This is a genomic window from Devriesea agamarum (genome assembly GCF_900070355.1).
GTDB classification, from domain to species: Bacteria; Actinomycetota; Actinomycetes; order Actinomycetales; family Dermabacteraceae; genus Devriesea; species Devriesea agamarum.
In genome coordinates, this window is sequence record NZ_LN849456.1 from 1,337,541 (window position 1) to 1,357,479 (window position 19,939).

Below are 19,939 nucleotides of genomic sequence, written 5' to 3' on the forward strand. Positions count from 1 at the left end.
ACAGGTCAGGCTTTACGGATTGTAATGGTCCATCCCGCGTCGCCGGTGCGATCAAAATGGGTTACCGGGTAACCGGATTCAGCGGCCCACCGCGGAATGGACTCGGTGGCCTGTGTGCAGTCGAACTCTATGACGAGTTCATCGCCGGGAGGCAGCTGAGCCATGGCTTCCTTGGCGTCGATCAGCGGAAACGGGCAGACCTCGCCGTTGGTCTGAAGGACATGGGTAGCTGACATCTGTTTTCTCCGTATCTTTGATATGTGGCGAGAAATCCTCAGTATTTATTGAGTGATCCTCAGAGTTGGTTGAATGGCCCTTAGTAAATGTTGACTGGTCCTCAGCGCTTTATTGAATGACCTCGACATTTGTTAAATGAGCTCAGTATTTGTCGAGTAACCTTCAGCATTTGGTAGGGATTTTTAATTTTGTTAAGGGGTTTTTATGGGTTGCGGTGGGCTGTTTATAACGTTGAGGTCGCGCCCACCGAGCCCAGGTGCTCACGAGCGGACATTGATTCCGACGGGTTCAGCGACCTGCGCCTCCCCCTGATCCAGAGCTGCGGCCGTGGTGCGCAGGGCTTGCCGTTCAGAGGTTCGGCCTGTCTGGTTCTGGGCGGCTTTATCCCTGGCTGCTGCGCGCGGCCTGATCAGCAGGAGGTAGGTGGCAAGTCCGGTACCTGCGATCATGGCGAGCAGGGCAGCCCAGCCTTGGTAACTGAACAGGGCCGTTTGAACCATGGCGTTTCCGATGGTGCATCCTCCGGCCCAGGCGGCCCCGACCCCCATCAGGGCCCCGCCGGTCAGTGCGCGCAGCAGCGTGGGGGCGTCGGGAACTCGCAGACGGAACTCCCCTGACCCCTTAGCCGCAATGAATGCGCCTACCAGGATGCCGAGCACAAGCAGTACGCCCCAGTCGATCTTGGAGAAGTCGCCGGTTGTAAAGAATGCGACGAGGTCGGCGCTGGGCGTGGTAATACCGAGGCCCGAGTTCCTGCCGGTCGCGGCAGATAGCGGCCATGCGAGGGTGGCCAAGATACCGATGATTACGGCGGCTCCGAAGGGTCCCCAGGGAGTTTCAAAGAAGATTCGGGCCAGTCCGGTGCGGCGTGCTGGAAGCATTGCCACGGGCAGTTTGGGACGGCGTACGTGGTGGGCTACCAGCAGGCCCACCCCGATGACGAGGGCGACCACGAGGAACCAGGGCGAGATGCCGAGGGTGTCGTACACGGTGGAGGCGGGGACGGTGGCGCCGCGCAGCCAGGATGTGACCGGCGCAAGGGGGCCGTCTTTTGCAATGGATGCGAACAGAGCGTAGGTGATCAGAGCGAACCAGCTGCCGACCAATCCTTCCGCGCTGCGGTAGTAGGTACCGGTTGCGCACCCGCCCGCCAGCACGATGCCAAATCCGAAGATCAGGCCACCGATGATGACGGCGAGGGGTGCGAAGTTGTGGATGACGGGAGAGATGAGCCCGACCTGTGTGAGGGCAAATACTCCGACGGATTGGATCGCGACGACCAGCAGGAAGGCGGAGAACCAGCGGGTCGAGCGGGTGAGGAACAGGTCACGGAAGGCGCCTGTGACGCAGAAGCGGCCGCGCTGGAGGGTGAACCCGAGTGCGGCACCGAGGAGGAGTCCAGTGAGGATCATGCGATGACGGTAACGGCTCACTCCCCCCGTTGCCAAGTTTTACTTATGAATATCATTAGTAAATGAACGCGTGTTGCTGCGAACCGATCTCGGACCGCGAATCTTAAGCAGGCGTACGCGCCCGCTAAATGTCGATCACCCGTTGGGCTGAGAGCGCCGGACATCCGCGAGTCCACCCACCGCCGGACACAAACTCACCCACCATGCCGCCGCAACGCCCATGCCACACTAAAAAGGTGCCCCCAGTCGATCCCCCTCAACCCGCAGTCGATCCCCCTCAGGCCGCTCCCAATTCCCCACACCCTGCCCCCAGCCATCCGGTGCGCCTGGATGACCTCACCATTGAGCGGGTGCTGCGGACAGTCGAATGCATTCCAGAGGGGCGAGTGGCAAGTTACGGCGATGTCGGGGCAATCGCCGGGGTCGGGGCGCGCCTCGTCGGACGTATTATGCGTGACTGGGGCTCATCCGTACCGTGGTGGCGCGTCACCAGGGCGAATGGCGATCACCCCATACTCGCCCGAGCCCGGCCGTACTGGCAGCGCGAAAATATAGAGGTTGCCGCTCACGGTCGTGGCTGTGTCATGACCACCTACCGCGTTGACCTCGCACAGCTGCGCAACGCCGCCGCCGTAGCCTGGCAGGATCTTCCCGACGCCTGAGCGCATCCGCGCAGCACCAACAAACCAGCCAGAAACCCACCTGCCCGGTGTGGCAAGACATAGCTTGCCCGTCCCACTCAGCTCGCAGGCACCGGAGTCAGGAAGAAAAAGGCTGGAATGCGTGCGACATAGGGGCGACCGTCAGGCTCGGTCCAGCGGATCGTTTCCTGATCCCCGTCGCGCTGCTCAGCATGCTGTGTCGCCAGGAACATCAGCCCGATCACGCTCGCAAGCCCCTGGGGCGCCGGATGTTCCCGCAGAACATCCCCAATCCCTGCCTGACCAGTACGAGCAATCACATCGTTGACATCCTTGGTCAGGCCATCAATGTCAATGTCATTCGTCCGCACCAAATCGCCCAGAACCTCCACGCTGAGCGCTTTCGCGTCATACACCTCCGCAGCTGCCGGTGAACCCGGGTCGGAGGGGTCGCGCAGTTGATGCTGCGACACTGAAGACACCAGCACGCGGGCCAGATCCAACTCCATCGGGAACGGTGCGCGGCTAGAGACCTCATCGCGAGCCGCCAGCGCCACCGATTGTGCTTCCACCAATGCATCGAGCATGACCCGGTGCTGCCGGAAATCCTGGCTGCGCACGAACCGGGCCAAGGAACGATACAGCTCGGTTTTCACATCGAGCACCTCTTGCGCAGGTTCATGTAGGTCTGAAAACACGTTAGCCAGACGTTCGCGTTCACTCCGGGTCAGCATCTTCGCGAAATCGCGCTCTAGCAGTCGATCCACCACAGCCTGGGCCTCTTGGCTGCGGATCGGATCATTTAGCATCCGGAAAAACGCGGTGAATGTGCGCCCCACTTGGGACTGACCTAGCAGATCATCCCCGGCCAGCAAGCTTTCCAGTACTTCGCCGCGGGCTGCGTCGGGCGAGAGAATCTGCTCGCGCAATCCGAGATCGACCTTGCGTAGATCCTCGCGGTACTGCAGAAAGTCTCCCGATAGCTCGGTGGCAATTTGCAGCACATCTCGCAGGCGGTCAACGGAGGATTCAGGGCTTGGCAAAAGCAGCTCACCCTCGCTGAGCTCACGGATCTGCCGTTCAATCTGTTCACGCTGTTCTTGAAGATCTCGCAACCGGCGGTCACGGTCGGTTTCGGTGTCCTGCGCGATGCGGTCGAATTGCTGGACCACCAACTGCAAACGCGATGTGGTCGTCGTGGGCTGGTGATCTTCTAATGAGGAGATGAACTGGAGCGCGTCAATGGTGGCCGCAGACGGCTCAAACATCGTTTCGACCCGGTTGGGGTCATCACGCCTGGTCACATACCCTTCGCGTACCCAGTCTTCGCAGTACTCAGCGGCCGACTTAGTCTGTTCGCGCCCTTCATCACGCAATAGCTCAAGGTGGGCTTCCACGCGTGCATGCATGTCTGAGCGCGGTAGACGGCGGTGTCCCGCGGGGAATATCGCCTGGAGGATCGCCAGCACCGCAGGCGCTTTGGTTCCGGCGAGCAGGCGCCAGGTACTTAGGCGTCGCAGCTGCTCGTAGCGCGCTTTGCGCTGAGCTGGCGAGATGGGGAGGCCAGCAGAACGGTCGTCGATCACGAATCACGAGCCTACCGGATGGGGCATAGCCCAGAGAGTTGCACGACGTCCCCGGCAACTCGTGAAAATCACGGTCCCGATCTCTCTTTGGGATAGGGGTGACCGCACCAAAGATGCGATTGGGGTCCGACATGGAGATTTCGTTCTCGGCAGGAAAGACAATATGCAGGTGAAGATCGTGAAGGATCCGGCCAATTACCTGAACCTCGCCAACTGATAAACCCTCAGACTAAGGACATCGCGATGACTTCCACGCGCGTCAGCGGCTTTGAACCCTCCCGACGGCAGCTCGGTCGAGGCGTCATAAGTATTGGGATCGGGGCATTCGGTCTTACACAAGGGGTCGGGTCCGCGTTCGCTGACTCAAAGCAACCGCCCACCGCCCCAGCCACGCACAAGCTCGCTGTGCGCTATCAGGTCTCACCGCTTAAGGCGCCCGGATGCGCGGGGCTAGTAGCGATTCACCTCGTCAATGTGGGAACTGAGACGTATTACATGCACTCTCCGCAGGCGAAGTTCCGGGTCGAGGTTCACACCGCGAAGGGTCCCAAAGGGGTAGCCCGCGCCATGACTCCGGGCTATTTCAACGGCGCGCACATGAGTGACCTCGGTTTCGACGCCGCGACGTCCGTGCACGCATTCGACGTGGTGCTCTCGCACCCGATCGATCCCGGCCACAATCAGCTCGTGGCCAATATTGCCTTCAGCGATGGTTTGACTCGCGAGGGGCGTGTGATCAACGAAATCATCACCACCCAGACCGTCCGGATGGATGACGATCACCCGACTGAGTCAAACACGGACGTTCTCTCCCGGTTTCACACGTGGAGCGATTTCGGAAAGCGCCATCCTGGCCTGTTCTGAGGTCAGCCGGTCATGTCCATTGGCCGTCGCGGCTACCTAACCGTCACACCTGACGGAAATTTGGTTGCGCCTTAGACCGAAGGGTCACCCACCACAGGACCTCGCAGATGCGGGGTCACAAGCCCCAGCTGGGTAGCTCGAACCAATATTTGTAACCGGGTGGTAACGCCAAGCTTATTAGCGAGTTGACGCATCCTTCCCTTGACTGTCACTTCTGCGATGTGAAGCTCTTTAGCGATCTCTGCGGTGCTGAGTCCCTGCGCTAGGAGCGCGAGTGCTTCTTGATCACGCTCAGTCAGATCAATGTTTGAACAATCAACCTGTTTCCCTTGGGTAGGGACCGCATCCACCAAAGCCGCCGCAATGCGCGGTTCCAGCACATCAGTGCCGTCCAGAACCGCCTGAAGCGCCCCCACAACAGCCTCCGGCGGAGTGTCTTTCAGCAGGTAGCCCGCCGCCCCGGCCCTGAGCATGGGCACCACCGACTCCACCGTAGCAAACGTCGTCACCGCAACAATTTTGGTAGCTGGGTGAGCAGCCAAAATGCGCCGAGTCGCCTCAATGCCGTGCAGGCGCGGCATCCGGATATCCATCACCACAAGATCAGGCTTCAGATCGCGCACCAGCGCAACCGCCTGCAGCCCATCCTCAGCCTCCCCCACAACCTCAAATGATGACGACGATGAGATGAAAATCTTGAGCGCGGAACGCACAAGGCTTTCATCGTCGGCAATCACCACGCGTGCCCTCATCCCATCCTCCATCAGTTGGGTTACAAAATGCCAAAATCTGCGAATCTGAGTTTCCCATCTTCACCCTCCAAGGTTACTCTTGAGTTTCAAAGGTTCCCAGCCGATCCTGGAGGTTCAATGTTGAAGAAAACTCTTACCGTCGCCGCTGCCGCTCTAATCGTGTTCGCCGGATCAGTTCCCGCCCAGGCCGCAGCTATCGGAGCGAAACCGATGGGCCCAGCAATGGCGCTATGTGATCTGATTCCTGAACTTTGCCCCCCTCACCTGCGCTGATTTCATCCCACCAGGCGCGCGGTAAGTTTTTCCCGTGCCATTGACAGATCCTCGTACTGACGACGTGCTCCTCGCACGAACGTCACGCTCACGTGCTGCCAGAGCACGGGGAAAGCGACCCCGTGCCTGGTGGATACCTCGGTGGACTATTGCCGTGGCACTAGTCTTCGCGGCTTTAGCCACATTCGACGACATCAGACTGGTCCTCACCTCCGCTCAGAATGGCGAAGTCTGCACCGTTGAGATAGTCACCCTTGCCTGCGAAATCCTCGCCATCTGCGGGGCGCTCTTTACCCCATGGATTCCGCTGGCCGCTCTCGCAATATCACTCGCATTAGCGCTGACCACGGGATTTTTCTCACCGATCATCTCAATAGGGATCGTCACCCTCGTCAGCGCAGCCGTACATGGTCGGCGCATACCGCTCCTGCTAGCTGCCGTGGGCAATCTGTTCGTGATCGGCATTATTGGCAATCACATCCCTCGACTGTGGACCACACTGATCTGGCTCGTTGCGCCTAGCCTCGCCATTGGGACCGTCATCATCTGGGTCATCGGAAACACCATCCGCCGCCAACGAGCCATCGAAGAAATGTCCAGAGACGTCGCAGCGCGCCTAGAGGCCGCACGGGAAGAGGAACGCCAGCGCCTCGCCCGCGAACTACACGATGTTGTCGCACACGAGCTGACCATCATCACCATGCAAGCAGCCGTATTGCGCCACGCCGTCGATGACCACACCGCCCAAGAAGCACGCGGCGCAATTGAACACACCTCCCGCAATGCGCTGACCGAACTCAAACATCTACTCAAAGTGCTCGAAGCCAACGACGCCGTAGCCACCAACGAGCATCCCGATTCCAACACCGACACACCCAAGGCCAGTGTCTCCTCAGACGCAGAGGATATTGACCTCCTCGCCCACGATCTGGCGGGACGCCTGCGCTCCCTCGGGCACAAAGTCACCGAAAACATAGCCTGTCCGCCGATGGACCCGGCTGTCTCCCGCACCGTTGACCGCCTCTTGCGCGAAGCCGTCACCAATATCGTCTCCCACGCCCCCACCGGCTGCCCCTGCCGGATAGAACTCGCCGACAAAGACCGGTCTCTATGTCTGATCATTGAGAACGGTCTGACTCCCAGTGACGCCGATGAAGCCGATCGCATCGAGATCCCTTCCAATGGCACAGGGCTGGCGAGCCTGCAAGAACGAGTGCGGCTACTGGGCGGACAACTCACCTGGACCAGCAGCCCCACCACCTGGACCCTTCACGCCACACTTCCCAGCGCTCACTAAAACAGCCTGCACACCGCATCGGGCGCTGGTGGGCACACATTCGCAGATACTCGCGCGCGGGCCCTGTCACAGATTAAGGTGACGAGATCCGATGTCCATCAGGTCCCGGAGAACCCCTGGAACCCACCCGGCGTCGGACCCGAATCGCCGCGCTCACGAAAGTCTGGTTCACACTGATGTCCACCATCCCGTCGTCGGACACGAAGCACAACTCCTCCCAACCGTCCGCGACGGCCAACCCAGATGCGACCGGTCTGCACGCGAAAGAGCCATATTGGGAACAGCTGCCCGCAGGCCGCAACCTCATGCCCGGACGCGCCCACCTCCACACTGACGCTCCGTCGATCTGTCTCGATGGCACTTGGGACTTCCGGTACGGGCTGCACGCGGACGGATCAGACCTTGGCCCCGCCGCCCCAATCGACGTGCCAGGCCTATGGCAGCTCCAGGGATACGGCGCACCGCAATACACCAACGTCATCTTCCCGTTCCCCATCGACGTCCCTCACGTTCCCGAAGAAAACCCCACCGGGCAGTATGAGAGAAACCTCGAGGTTCCGCCGAGCTGGCACGACCGGATCGCCGCCGGTGACCGAGTCTTCCTCCGCCTCCAGGGCGTAGATTCCTGCGCCTGGATCACCCTAGACGGGCACGATGTCGGCGTGACCAGCGGAAGCCGGCTCACCCAGGAATTCGACATCACCGACCTGCTCACCCCGGGATCACATCGGCTCGTGATCCGAGTGCACCAGTGGTCGGTAAACAGTTACCTCGAAGACCAAGACATGTGGTGGCTCTCGGGCATCTTCCGCTCGGTAGATCTGCTGCTGCGCCCGGCAGGCGGCATCCACGACGTGTTCGTGCACGCCGACTTCGATCCCGAAACCCGACGCGGATCCCTGCACGTTGAAGCCAAAGATCGCCATCACAAACCCTTAGCTGCACACCTACTCGTGCCCGACCTCGGCATCGACACCTCCATCGGCGCAGCAAAGCTCACTGACCTGGACGTTCTCCCATGGAGTGCTGAACAGCCTCAGCTGTATGACGCTACCCTCAGCGCTGGCGGGGAAACCGTGCGCCTGCGCATCGGATTCCGCCGGATCGAAACTAGGGGACACGTGATCCTCGTCAACGGCGAGCGCGTAGTCTTCCGCGGGGTCAACCGGCACGAGTTTGACCCGAAGGTTGGACGCACCCAGCACGAAGGCAACCAAGACCTCGACGTGCAGCTGATGAAACAGCACAACATCAACGCGGTGCGCACCTCCCACTATCCGCCGCACCAGCGCTTCCTAGATCTGTGCGACGAAGCGGGCCTATACGTGGTGTGCGAAGGCGACTTTGAAACCCACGGTTTCCACGCCGATTGCACCGGCGAAGAAAAACGCGGCGCAGGACATCGCCCCGCCATGGACACCCGATTCCTATCCACCCTGGTTGAACGCACAGAGCGATTCGTCCACCGGGATAAAAACCACCCGTCAATCGTCATGTGGTCCATCGGCAACGAGTCCGGCACCGGCGTATGCACGGACGCCATGATCGACGCAATCCATGCGATTGACCCCGACCGGCTACGAATTTACGAACAGGACTACACCGGACGCGCGGTAGATGTGTGGTCACTGATGTATTCCAGCATCGCTGACAGCGAAGCAATCGGCCGCCACGAAGATGCCGCCCCGCGGATGCGAGAACTAGCCGCGCATACCGGTCTCGGAGTCGACGCCGCCGACATGGTGAACATGCGATGTAACCAGCTGCCGTTCCTGTGGATCGAATTTGCTCACGCCATGGGCAACGGTGCTGGATCTCTGCGCGAATATATGGACCTCACCGACACCTACGAACGTTTGCACGGTGGATTCATCTGGGAGTGGATTGACCATGGTCTGCTCACCACCGGGGAAAACGGCGCACCCATCTATGCCTACGGCGGCGACTTCGCAGAAACACTGCACGATGCGAACTTCGTAGCCGACGGGCTCGTGCTGCCCGACCGCACCCCCTCCCCCGCGCTCGAGGACACCAAATGGTGTTTTAGCCCGATCACCCTAACTCTGAGCGAAGACCTCCTCACGATTCACAACCGGGCGTCCTTTGCCGATACATCATCGCTGGTGCTCCAGATTCGCCAGGACGACCGTGAATGGCGCGATCACCATCTGCCACCGGTTAATCCCGGGTCGAGCGTAAGCCTTGAGAATCTGATGGATCCGGAAGCGACCACCTATTCCGCGCGCATCGTCACCGGAACCGCCACTGCCTGGGTGCCCAAGGGACACGAGGTCGTCCGCGCCACCTACGTACGCGATGAAAAACTTCGCACGCAGCTGCCCACGCTGCGCCAGCAGGACACCGTCACTCCCGTCTTGAAGCAACCCGATCCGACCGCCCAGCCCGGTTCCATCGCCGCCGGAGGTTCCATCGCCCTGGGCCAGGCAGAATTCGACCATCGCGGGACTCTGCGCAGCCTCGGCGGAATCCAGCTTGATCAGGTCAAAACAGATGTCTGGCGAGCGCCGGTCGACAACGAACGGGCATTTACCTTCCTCCCGCTGGAAAGCCGCTGGCGGCGAATCGGCCTACCTCATGCGCGCACCCGCACCCAGAACATCGAAGAGATCGACGGCGACCTGGTCATCACCCAGAGAATCGGGCTCAACGGGTCCCTGCTCGGCTTCGACGTGCGGCAGCGCTGGTCCAGCGACGGCATCGGGTTGCGTCTGACAGAAGAGGTCATCCCCGATCCGGGGTGGCCGAAAGACCTCCCGATTCCCCGGATCGGATTCTCATTCGCACTGGATGGCACCTTCGATACGGTGACCTGGCGCGGTCGCGGCCCCGGCGAGTCATATCCGGACACCGGATACAGCGCAACGTTTGGAACCTACCGTCGCAGCGTCGCCGATATGCAGACCCCCTACGTGTTCCCCCAGGAAAACGGGAACCGCGCCGACGTCAGGGATACGCTGCTCACTCGCAGCGAGGGCAGTGCACTGCGAATCGTTGCCCCGGAAGGCATCGGACTGGCAGTTCGCCCGTGGGCACCAGCGGAACTGGATCGCGCCGCGCACAACGGCGAGCTGATCCCGGATGGCCGCACCTGGGTGACTTTATCCGCTGCTCTGCACGGGGTGGGCTCGGCAGCGTGTGGCCCCGCTCCGTTGCCGCAGTACACCCTCACCGCGCGACCGGTGACCTTTGAACTGCTCTTTGTAGAGGTTAACCAGTGATGATACCGGCGCCTTGGGTATGACTTCAGCGCACAGAAGCGAGGATTCTCAGGCTGCCGCGCACGGGCTTGGAGAACTCGGGGCTGAAAGGCTCGGGTCTGAAGGGCTCGGGCCTGGGGCGCTTGGGCCTGAGCCGCCCTCGCCTTTCACGGCATGGGCTGTGATCGCAACCAGCTTGGCCGCGGTGATCTGGTGGGTCACGAGCATCGGCATGACGACGATTCTTGCCATGGACGAGCTGCGCATCTCAGCCCTTGAGCAGGCCACAGCGCACGGCGTGGTCACTCTCATCCACCTGGTGATCCTCGCGCTATGCGCACTAAGCGGGCTCATGCTGGGCCAAAGCAGCTCAGGCGTGGGACGTATCGGCGGCATGCTGGTAGCTCTAGCCTCGGCCATCTCAGCAGTCAATCTGACAGCCGGGGTACTCATAACCCAAACCGAACCTGCCATATGGCGCGGGCTGCCAGGCCTGTTGCTGGTCTTGATGCTGGTCACCGCGGCGGTGCATATAGTCGGCGCGGCAATGGCACTCATCGCGCTGACCTCGGGTCCACCGCAGTCAGATCATGCGCACGGGTTCTGAACCACGACCCAGGCGAGCGCAGCCGGGTCCCTGACACATGCACCGCATGCAGCAGAGCGACGAGCGTGGTCACAGTCGCAAGTCGCCGGCGCTACTCGCTCTAGCGAGGCGACCCGTAATAGGCCCCGGTAGTCTCCTCGCGCAGCGCATCGAAATCACCATCGAGCAAGCTTTGGCGAATAGCGGCCACCAGACGCACCGTGAATCGTTCGTTATGGATCGTGCACAGGGTTGAAGCCAGCATCTCCTTCGCTTTAAACAGATGGTGGATATAGGCAACCGTGTAGTGTCCGCAGGTGTAGCAGTCACAGGCCTCGTCAATCGGAGCGAAGTGTCGGCGGAACCGGGCACCGGTGAGATTTACCCGACCAGTGCGGGTATACACCGCGCTGTTGCGCGCAACCCGGGACGGGGAGACACAATCGAAAGTATCCGCACCCGCAGCGACCGCCGTAAATAGGTCATCCACTTCACTAATGCCCAGCAAGTGTCGAGGCTTGTCATCGGGTAGTTCGTCGCTCACCCAGCCGACGATGGTGCCGAGGTTTTCTTTCTCCAGCGCGCCCCCGATTCCGAAACCGTCGAAGCGCCAACCGTCAATATCCATCATCCCCAGATCCTGGGCCGCCCGACGACGCAGATCCTCGTATTGGGCTCCTTGGATCACTCCCCACAGCTGCTGGTACGGGCGATGTGTTCGTTCTGCGGTGAGCCGAGCATGTTCGCGTAAACAGCGAATCGCCCACAGCCGAGTGCGCTCTAACGCTCGTTCCTGGTAGCCGCGCGAGTTCATCAGCGTGGTGAGCTCATCGAAGGCGAACATAATGTCGGCACCGAGACCATGCTGAATCTGCATGGAAATCTCCGGGGTGAAGCGGTGCACATCGCCATTAATAAACGAGGTAAAGGTCACGCCGTCGTCATCAACATGTGCCAAGCGTTCTTTGCCCTTCGCCACGGCATCGTCGGTTCCGCTCGCGGTGCGGGCTTTCTCCCCACCGGCAAATTCACTGCTCAGGACCTTTTTAAAACCTGCCCCGAGGCTCATCACCTGAAAACCACCCGAGTCGGTATAGGTGGGGCCCGGCCAGTTCATGAACGCACCGAGACCCCCCGCTTCATCGACCAGCTCATGCCCTGGCTGTAGATACAGGTGATAGGCATTGGCCAGCACCGCCTGAGCCCCGACGGCGGCAATCGACTCGGGCAGCACAGCTTTAACTGTCGCCTTCGTACCGACCGGAATGAATGCCGGGGTTTCAATCTGTCCATGTGCGGTGTGGATAACACCGGCGCGGGCTCGGCCGTTCGCGGCGTGGACAATGTCAAACCCTGTCTCTTTTACCACCCGTGGCTGCGGGGCGTTGCGGACTTGACTCGCGGGGGTCTCCTGGAAGTTGCTGGTCACGGACCTATCATTCCATGCCGGGCAGCCTGCCCCGCGGGTAACGAATCGTCGATTTCGCGGCAATGGAAGGAAAAGGAAAGACAAGGAACACGGCAAGCTCTGACAAGAACGTTCTGCATCCTTCCAACTTTCGTCTACAGTCGATGTCCGACGTCAAGTCATCGTCAGCCGCGGTAACCGGTCGAACGATCTTCTGTGCTGCACCTGTGCATCACGTGTGGATCCGGGATCGAATCGCTCGTCATCGGTTACGTCGGCATACCATGCCTACGATCATTCGATGCCCGAAGACCCCGACGGAAAGAGCCCGGCACCTATGTCCCATGCTGCTCATACGTCATCGCACCATGGCCGTCGGCGCGGTAATACCCAGGGCGAGAACACCGAGGAACAAAAGCCTGTGCCAAGCCGTATCCCTAAGCGGTCGCATGGGCGACGGCGTCTTCCTCTCGATAGTTACCAGGACACAAATTCCACCGCCGTGCCAAAGGTTTCCGTCTCGGACCAGACCACACCCTCAGCTCCTGACCGTCTGCCGCTAGAACCCTCGTCACCTGACCGTCTACCAGCCGGACAGCAGTCATCCAAACAGGGGCCGTCAGAACAGCGGCCACCTAAACAGGGGCCGTCAGAACAGCGGTTACCCAAACAGCAATTGGCCGAACAGCAGTTAGCCCAACAGCGGCCACCTAAGCAGCAGCCCACAGCAAAGCTTCTTCCAGATGCCCAGGCCGCTGGCCCAATCCGTGAGATTGCCGCACCAACAGCTGTCTCCGCGGCCACAAGCCTCAGCTCACAACCCACGGTTGCCGAGCCAACATCGCCGACATCTCAGGGTGTCAAGCCAAGCACTGCCGGCCCGACCACCGCACCTGAGCGAAAAAACTCACCCCCGGAACCTCGCACTGCCGTCATCACTCCCGACGGGCCGAGCCTGCCATCTCGAGGGAACCGCGCCGAATCGGGGACTCGCGCAGAGTCCGAGCCCCGTGAGGAGACAGGGGCTCGCGTAAAGCCCGAGTCCCGCACAGAATCCACGGCCCGTGCAAAGTCCGACACTGCACGGCAGGACATCACCCCGGCTGCGCAAGACGCCCGTCCCGGCGAGGATGATCCGCACGCACACTCCGTCTCCGAAGCGAAAAAACTGACCTCCTACCGGCCCGAGCTACAAGGTCTGCGCGCGGTCGCCATCATGATGGTGGTTTGCTACCACATTTGGTTTGGCCGTGTATCCGGCGGTGTCGATATCTTCCTGCTGATTTCAGCCTTTCTCCTCACCGGTTCCTTTACCCGAAAGCTAGAGCGCGGCACCCCGCTTCGCGTCCCTCGTTATTGGCTCCACGCCTTTAAACGACTGGTCCCGCCCGGTGCACTGGTCATCCTGTTGACCGTCATCGCCATGTTTTTTACCCTGCCTGGCGGCAGGTGGCGTGACATCCTCGATCAGGCGCTAGCGTCCCTGCTTTACGTCGAGAACTGGCTGCTCGCGGCCAATAGCGTGGATTACTACGCCTCGGATCATTCTCTGGCTAGTCCCCTGCAAAACTTCTGGTCACTATCGATCCAAGGGCAGGTTTTTCTGCTGTGGCCAGCGTTGTTCTTGATCGGTGCACTGCTCATCCGGTGGTTCCACCTACCAGTGCGACGCACCCTTTTTGTTCTGTTCGGGGCTGTGTTCGCAGGCTCGTTCGCGTGGTCTGTTTACTTCACGGCGACAGACCAGGTACTCGCCTACTTCGACACCCGTACCCGGCTATGGGAGTTCGCGCTCGGATCGCTGCTAGCGCTTGCCCTCCCCCTGCTGGAGCGGCGCTGGTCATACCGGCTGCCATCCAACCCGTCGGCCAACGGGTATCGGATCGTACGCGCCCTGCTCGGGTGGATCGGGCTGGCACTGATCTTGGCATGTGGCTGGGTGCTCGATATCGAAGGTGCCTTCCCCGGATACGTGGCTCTCTGGCCCACCCTGGCCGCCTGCCTGGTGATCGCTGCCGGCCCTACAAAAACGTGGTGGGGTGTGGACCGGCTGCTTGCCAGCAAACCTTTGCAATGGCTCGGCGATATTTCCTACGCGCTCTACCTGGTGCATTGGCCCGCCCTGGTGATCTTGCTGACCGTTCTCGAAGTCGAAACCCTCTCACCTCTGGTGGGAACCGCACTTGTGATCGGCGCGATTGTGATGGCCTGGGCAATTACCCGCTGGGTGGACTCCCCCATCCGCTATTCAAGCTGGGCTGATGCCCACTGGTGGCGCAGCGTCGGCATTATTGGGGTGAGTTTCACGATCGTGTTCGTCACTACCGCCACTGCCACCGAGGTCCTCGACCGCAATGAAGCCCGGCTCCAAGCTCTCGCATCAAAGAACAACCCCGGTGCGGTCGCCCTCAATCCAACGTTTCGCTATACCGGCGATCCTCACGCAGAGCTGATCCCCCAGGACGCCGACCTTCCACACAACTGGGTGTCGCTGCCGGAAAACTGCACGGGCACGTGGGCCCCCGACAGCAGCGAGATTGCAGGCAACTGCTCCCAGCTGCCCGGACAAGAAGGCAAACCCACCATCATGGTGGTGGGCAACTCTCGGGCCCAGCAGTTTGCGGGGTCAGTCATTCCGATTGCTCAAGCCAACGGTTTCACCGTGATCTCGTTGTTCCAGGGAGGATGCGCGTTCGGTACCGGCACCGATGCTCAATGCCCCGAATGGAGCCAAGCTGTTGAGAACTACATCCTCAAACACAAGCCCAATTACCTGATGACGACCACCACACTGGTCCCTCTGGGAGGCGGAGAAGAGACCATCACGCCGGGGATTGAGGGGAATCTTCACGAGATAATGAACGCCGGGATCTCGGTCGTCGGCTTGCGAGATGCACCCCGACTTCCTTTCGACCCGTACGGATGCCTGCAAGAAAACTCCGCTAATCCCGCGGTGTGCGTGGTGGATACCTCATCAATATTTGCAGCGAAAGACCCCAACCAGGACCTCACCCACATCCTGGACTCAGCCACTCAGGATGCGGTCGGGACCTCATCGTCGGAAGATTCATCGCACCCACGCGGACGCTTCCTACCCGTCGACCTCACCCCGTCGATCTGCCCGCAGGGCAAATGTGAGCTGGTGATCGGCAATGTGCGGGTATATCTAGACCCTGAACACCTCACCGCTGACTACACGCGTACTCTCGCTCTGCCACTGACCGACGCCCTTGCCGCCGACGGAGTGCAGTGGAAATAGCGAGCGTACTCGGTTGAGCCGAGCTATCGTTCTTCCGCGACGAGTTGTCGTTCCTGCGCTGGACGCAGCACCCCCGGCAGCATGATGAGAATGCCGACCAGCGGACCCGCAACCAGAGCAACCACCGCGCGGTAGTCGATGGTGCCAGGCAAAGCCAAACTCGCCAGCGCGGCCAGCACCGCCGCAGCCCATCCAGCTAAGAACAGAGTGTGGCGACCAAGAGCCTGGCACAACGCCCCGGTCAGCACGAGCGCGGCGAGCAGCGTCGCCGCCCCGGTGAGCGCAGCCAACAGTCCGCCCGAAACATCCTGACGGAAAAACGTCATGATCCACGGACCAATCAACCAGGCTAGGCCGCTGCCCACCGCTCCTACCGCGATAATTCCGCCACCAAATACCGCGAGCATCGCAGCCGGCCTCGACGAAGCACGCACAAAATAGGTGATCAATACGGATTGGAAGGCCGACAACGGAATGATCAGTGGCGCGCGGGTCAGGGAGATCGCCAAAATCAAACCCGCGGCGGCATCAACTTGGCTCTGCGAGGTCATCAGCGCAAGCAGCGTGGGAAAACCAGCGGTCAGCAGCGCATTGGAGACCTGAGCTGACACGGACGCCCCGAGTTTGCGCCCGAGTGCACCGGCCGGCACATCGGTGCGCGAGGCGAACGCAGCTCGGGCGCGAGCGGAGAACAGCATCATCGCAACCCAGCTGAATGAGGCCAGTGCCATCGCCCCTGCGAATCCACCGATCCCGAGTCCGATCATGACGGCTGCTCCCGCTGCGAGCAGGGTCAGAAGGCCACGCACCCCAGCTTCAAGCGTCAACAACCCCGACAGGCCATTCCAGTCACCTCGACCCGATAGGGCTCCCGCAGTGGCGGCGTGCGCAGCAAAACCCACCGCGGTCAGACAGACAAGTCCCCCCAGCAGCAACGGCTCTACCGCGAACACTTGGTCCTTCCACAGCGGAAGGCTGACCGCCGCGAGCACACCGAGGGCAGCGGCCACTACCAGCGCAACCGTCGCGACCCTCGGACCCTGTGGCGAGGTCATTGTGGTCGCTTTTGCCACCGAGCGGGTCAGCTCAGTGGTCACCCCGGCGAGCAGGCCTGTCACCAGTTGGTAGGCGGAGATAAACAGGAGAAGGTAGGTCAGGGTTGTGCTGTCATACACTCGCGCGCCGATATACATGGCCAGGTACATGACAGCTGCCGAGAAGAGCGAGGCGAGCCCCACCCCGGCGATGCTCCGCCCTTGTGTGCGCGGCGCCGCCTTAGAATGCGCCGACCCAGAGGCGGTGGTCTCTGAATCAGCCGTCGCATCACTCGTCAATGGGGCGGGCGTTGATGTCTCATGCGAACTCGATGTCTCATGCGGCATGGGTTGACCTCCTGAGTCGTCGGATTACCGAGCCCTGCCGCATCGGGCAGCCCTTCTCACGCTGTCGTCGCCCGCTGCTGCTACCTGCCTATCGGAAAGACAACCAGGCACCGACGCGAGTGGTGACGCTGTCACGAGTGATCACGCCGATACGTTCACTTGTGATACCGCTGGTGCTTTCGTGAGCACCCTATGAGCGCCTTGTTAGTATACGGAGGTGACCACCTCTGAGCTGCCGCAACGTTCCTGTGCCGCAGTCGTCACAGCTTTTCGCCCCACGGATTCACTGCGCGCAGCGATTGACTCTCTGCGCCCGCAGGTCCAGCGAATCGTCATTGTCGACGACGGCTCCCCCGACGAAGCCGCCCGGGCCTTATTAGAGTCTCTACGCGATGACCAGGTCGAGGTGATTCATCACCCGGAAAACCTCGGTATTGGCCAAGCGCTCAACACGGGTTTAGCTGCGCTGGATTCCGCTCCCCCGGAATTTGTTCTGACCATGGATCAGGATTCGGTTGTGCCCGACAGGTACGTCACAGACCTGCTTCGGGCTTTTTTCGCCGCGAGCGCTCATGGCGTTCGGGTCGGGATGATCGCGCCCGGCTCAGCCGAATCAGTGCATCGTGCCGACGCCCCTGGAGCCGATAACCCCGGTTTCCGGATCAGCGGTGAACCCATTCAGTCTGGACTCTTGATCCCGTGGAGTGTCTTCGCCGCCATTGGCCGCTTCCGTGCCGATCTCTTTATTGACAGCGTGGATTCCGAGTTTTATCTGCGAGCACACGCCGCTGGATTTCAGTGCATCGCCGCTCCGGGGGTGCGGCTGCGGCATCGCCTAGGCACCGGGTACCCGGTCAGTATCGCCGGTCGACATCTTGAGCTGACGGTAGCCAGTGATTTTCGGTATTACTACCAGGTCCGCAACCTCATCCATCTCACCCGCTCCCATGCCCGCACCGCTCCACTGTGGACCGCAGCGGCGCTTGGACGCGAGGTGCGTCATCTCGCCATCGTCACCGCATGTGTCCCCGGGCGAACTCGGCGTCTGCGAGAGGCTGTGCGCGGTTTAGGGGATGGTCTGCGCGGGCGTACTGGTCGTAGACCAGAGCCACGTGACAGCATTCGCGCACGGATCGGTGACACCGCAGCGAATCATTCCGAGAGCGCCGATATATCTGGCCCAAATGGCCTGAATCCACCCGTCCGCATCAGCGTATGCATGGCTGCATGGAACGGCGAGAAGTACATTGGCGAGCAATTGACATCGATCCTCGACCAGTTGGGGCCAAACGATGAAGTGATCGTGGTCGACGACTGTTCCAGCGATCACACCGCGGATGTCGTGGACTCCATCGATGACTCGCGTATCCGCTTAATCCGTGCCGAGCGCAATGCGGGATACGTCAAGACCTTTGAAAGGGCGATGAAACTCGCCCAGGGGGAATATGTGCTGCTGTCTGACCAGGATGATGTCTGGTTGCCGGGTCGGGCTGAGCTCATGGTGGCTGCTCTGAGTCGCCGTGACGTGGTGGCAACAAACCTCACAACCCTGGGTGGTCCTGACGCGATCCCCGGCCCCTACGGTCAATCCGACTGGCATTTAAGAGCCGCTGACTCCACCCGCCATCTGCGCAATATTCTTGGCATTTTGGCAGGGAATCGACCCTATTACGGGTGCGCTATGGGGGTTCACCGGCGGGCACTGGAACGAGGGGCTTTACCGTTCCCAGCCTGGCTCACGGAATCGCACGATCTGTGGTTAGCGCTGTACGCCAATGTGTTTGGTTCGCTGACGCACTGCGAGGAACGGTCATTGGCGCGCCGGTACCACGACAGCAACCAGACCCAGCCTACCCCGCGCGGCCTCAAGCAGGTCATTCGGTCGCGGCTGATGCTGATGCGCGCTCTGTGTACGTTGTTCGCGCGCAAGCTGAGGCGTCGATGACACCGTGCAGCGCACGACGTAGCGATCAAGGCAACCTTCGTACCCGATCATCGGAGCTCCAGTGACAACTCTCGACATCATGGTCCCCTATTGGGGTGATCCGGCGTATATGAAAGAGGCCATCGCCAGTGTCCTCGCTCAGACATCACCGCATTGGCGACTGACCATCATTGACGATGACTATCCGGGGACCGAAATTCGCGACCATGTGCAGGAGATTGCTGATGAGCGCATTCGTTACATCCGTAAAGAACGCAACGAAGGTCTGATCGAAAACTTTAAGTCCTGTGTGGCGGCCGCTGAGGCGCCGCTGATGGTCATGATCGGGTCCGATGATCGACTATTACCGGGCTACGTGGCCGAAGTCCTTGACGTTGCCGCACGGTTTCCGCATGCCTCGATTATCCAGCCGGGCGTTCAGGTCATTGACCAACACGGCTCCGTCAGCCGTACCCTGCCTGACACCGTGAAACACGTTCTTCTCAGCAGACAAAACGATCGGTACCGCGAGTATTCTGGGGAACAGCTGGCCGCCAGTTTATTAACCGGCAATTGGCTGTACTGGCCTTCCCTCACCTTCCGTACCGAACGGATCAAAGCAGTTCCGTTCCGCGACGGGTTCCCGGTGGTTCTCGACCTGGCGCTGATATTAGACCTGGTGTTTGCCGGAGATACCTTAGTGAGGTCCTCCAAGGTGGTGTTTGAGTACCGTCGGCATTTAGGCAGCGTCTCGAGCACGATGTTGTTTGACGGCTCGCGTTTTGACGATGAACGCGCGTATTTCCGAATCGCCGCCGACATCGCGGCTGCGCACAAATGGCCCCGGGCTCGTCGCGCTGCGCGGCTACACGCCACGTCCCGCGCCTACGCAGGGAAGACCCTCATGTCTGCACTCGCTCACCGCGACCTAAAGGCCGTCAAAGCACTCTCGCGCCACATCATCTCGACCTAGCCCGCATCTCGACCCACCGCGGATCTCGACCTAGCCCGCGTCTCGACCCAGCGCGCATCTCAAGTCACGCGCCGTGGAACGCCCACGGCAGGCCGAGGACGCTGGAGCGCGATCTGGCGCACATTTG

General features: G+C 60.8%; 16 protein-coding genes. 10 read left to right on the top strand and 6 right to left on the bottom strand.

Features of this window, described 5'->3' with window-relative positions:
• Positions 1 to 5: 5 nt before the first annotated feature.
• On the bottom strand, positions 6 to 236 hold the full coding sequence (locus BN1724_RS05910; protein ID WP_058234616.1) for a sulfurtransferase TusA family protein: 231 nt from the start codon (positions 234 to 236) through the stop codon (positions 6 to 8).
• A 261-nt stretch (positions 237 to 497) separates the two neighbouring features.
• Complete coding sequence (locus BN1724_RS05915; protein WP_058234617.1) at positions 498 to 1,649, bottom strand: YeeE/YedE family protein; 1,152 nt, start codon at positions 1,647 to 1,649, stop codon at positions 498 to 500.
• A 236-nt stretch (positions 1,650 to 1,885) separates the two neighbouring features.
• On the opposite strand from BN1724_RS05915, the gene BN1724_RS05920 reads away from it, so the two are divergent.
• Positions 1,886 to 2,311, top strand: coding sequence for an MGMT family protein (locus BN1724_RS05920; protein WP_331709452.1), 426 nt, complete (start codon positions 1,886 to 1,888; stop codon positions 2,309 to 2,311).
• Between the two features lie 77 nt (positions 2,312 to 2,388).
• On the opposite strand, the gene BN1724_RS05925 is transcribed toward BN1724_RS05920, so the two are convergent.
• Positions 2,389 to 3,876, bottom strand: a complete 1,488-nt coding sequence (locus BN1724_RS05925; protein ID WP_231928168.1) for a DUF3375 domain-containing protein — start codon at positions 3,874 to 3,876, stop codon at positions 2,389 to 2,391.
• A 61-nt stretch (positions 3,877 to 3,937) separates the two neighbouring features.
• Here BN1724_RS05925 and BN1724_RS12880 point away from each other — a divergent pair, with 61 nt between their 5' ends.
• Positions 3,938 to 4,093: a hypothetical protein gene (locus BN1724_RS12880; RefSeq protein WP_157085782.1), complete on the top strand. Its 156-nt coding sequence runs from the start codon at positions 3,938 to 3,940 to the stop codon at positions 4,091 to 4,093.
• Positions 4,094 to 4,119: 26 nt separating this feature from the next.
• Positions 4,120 to 4,740 (top strand): hypothetical protein, encoded by a 621-nt coding sequence (locus BN1724_RS05930; RefSeq protein ID WP_058234618.1) that lies wholly within the window; start codon positions 4,120 to 4,122, stop codon positions 4,738 to 4,740.
• 71 nt (positions 4,741 to 4,811) lie between these two features.
• Here the strand turns inward: BN1724_RS05930 and BN1724_RS05935 are convergent, their stop codons facing one another.
• Entirely contained in the window at positions 4,812 to 5,492 is a 681-nt protein-coding gene (locus tag BN1724_RS05935) for a response regulator (protein WP_058234619.1), read from the bottom strand.
• Positions 5,493 to 5,609: 117 nt separating this feature from the next.
• On the opposite strand from BN1724_RS05935, the gene BN1724_RS12885 reads away from it, so the two are divergent.
• From BN1724_RS12885 to BN1724_RS05950, 4 genes are all read left to right on the top strand, one after another.
• Positions 5,610 to 5,765 carry a hypothetical protein gene (locus BN1724_RS12885; RefSeq protein ID WP_157085783.1) on the top strand — a complete coding sequence of 52 codons (156 nt, stop codon included), beginning with the start codon at positions 5,610 to 5,612 and terminating at the stop codon, positions 5,763 to 5,765.
• 154 nt (positions 5,766 to 5,919) lie between these two features.
• Positions 5,920 to 7,062, top strand: coding sequence for a sensor histidine kinase (locus BN1724_RS05940; RefSeq protein ID WP_058234620.1), 1,143 nt, complete (start codon positions 5,920 to 5,922; stop codon positions 7,060 to 7,062).
• Between the two features lie 176 nt (positions 7,063 to 7,238).
• Positions 7,239 to 10,301 carry a glycoside hydrolase family 2 TIM barrel-domain containing protein gene (locus BN1724_RS05945; protein ID WP_058234621.1) on the top strand — a complete coding sequence of 1,021 codons (3,063 nt, stop codon included), beginning with the start codon at positions 7,239 to 7,241 and terminating at the stop codon, positions 10,299 to 10,301.
• 19 nt (positions 10,302 to 10,320) lie between these two features.
• A complete protein-coding gene (locus BN1724_RS05950; protein ID WP_058234622.1) occupies positions 10,321 to 10,887 on the top strand; it encodes a hypothetical protein in 567 nt (188 codons plus the stop codon).
• A 100-nt stretch (positions 10,888 to 10,987) separates the two neighbouring features.
• Here BN1724_RS05950 and tgt read toward each other — a convergent pair whose 3' ends face one another.
• Positions 10,988 to 12,295 (bottom strand): tRNA guanosine(34) transglycosylase Tgt, encoded by a 1,308-nt coding sequence (gene tgt / locus BN1724_RS05955; protein WP_084252804.1) that lies wholly within the window; start codon positions 12,293 to 12,295, stop codon positions 10,988 to 10,990.
• 280 nt (positions 12,296 to 12,575) lie between these two features.
• Between tgt and BN1724_RS05960 the strand changes: the two genes are divergently transcribed.
• Positions 12,576 to 15,533 (top strand): acyltransferase family protein, encoded by a 2,958-nt coding sequence (locus BN1724_RS05960; protein WP_157085784.1) that lies wholly within the window; start codon positions 12,576 to 12,578, stop codon positions 15,531 to 15,533.
• Positions 15,534 to 15,556: 23 nt separating this feature from the next.
• Here the strand turns inward: BN1724_RS05960 and BN1724_RS05965 are convergent, their stop codons facing one another.
• Entirely contained in the window at positions 15,557 to 16,915 is a 1,359-nt protein-coding gene (locus tag BN1724_RS05965; protein ID WP_058234624.1) for a hypothetical protein, read from the bottom strand.
• 217 nt (positions 16,916 to 17,132) lie between these two features.
• On the opposite strand from BN1724_RS05965, the gene BN1724_RS12570 reads away from it, so the two are divergent.
• Together BN1724_RS12570 and BN1724_RS05975 are read left to right on the top strand one after the other, a co-directional pair.
• Positions 17,133 to 18,860, top strand: a complete 1,728-nt coding sequence (locus tag BN1724_RS12570) for a glycosyltransferase (protein ID WP_084252806.1) — start codon at positions 17,133 to 17,135, stop codon at positions 18,858 to 18,860.
• 61 nt (positions 18,861 to 18,921) lie between these two features.
• Positions 18,922 to 19,812: a glycosyltransferase family 2 protein gene (locus BN1724_RS05975; RefSeq protein WP_231928169.1), complete on the top strand. Its 891-nt coding sequence runs from the start codon at positions 18,922 to 18,924 to the stop codon at positions 19,810 to 19,812.
• Positions 19,813 to 19,939 lie beyond the last annotated feature (127 nt).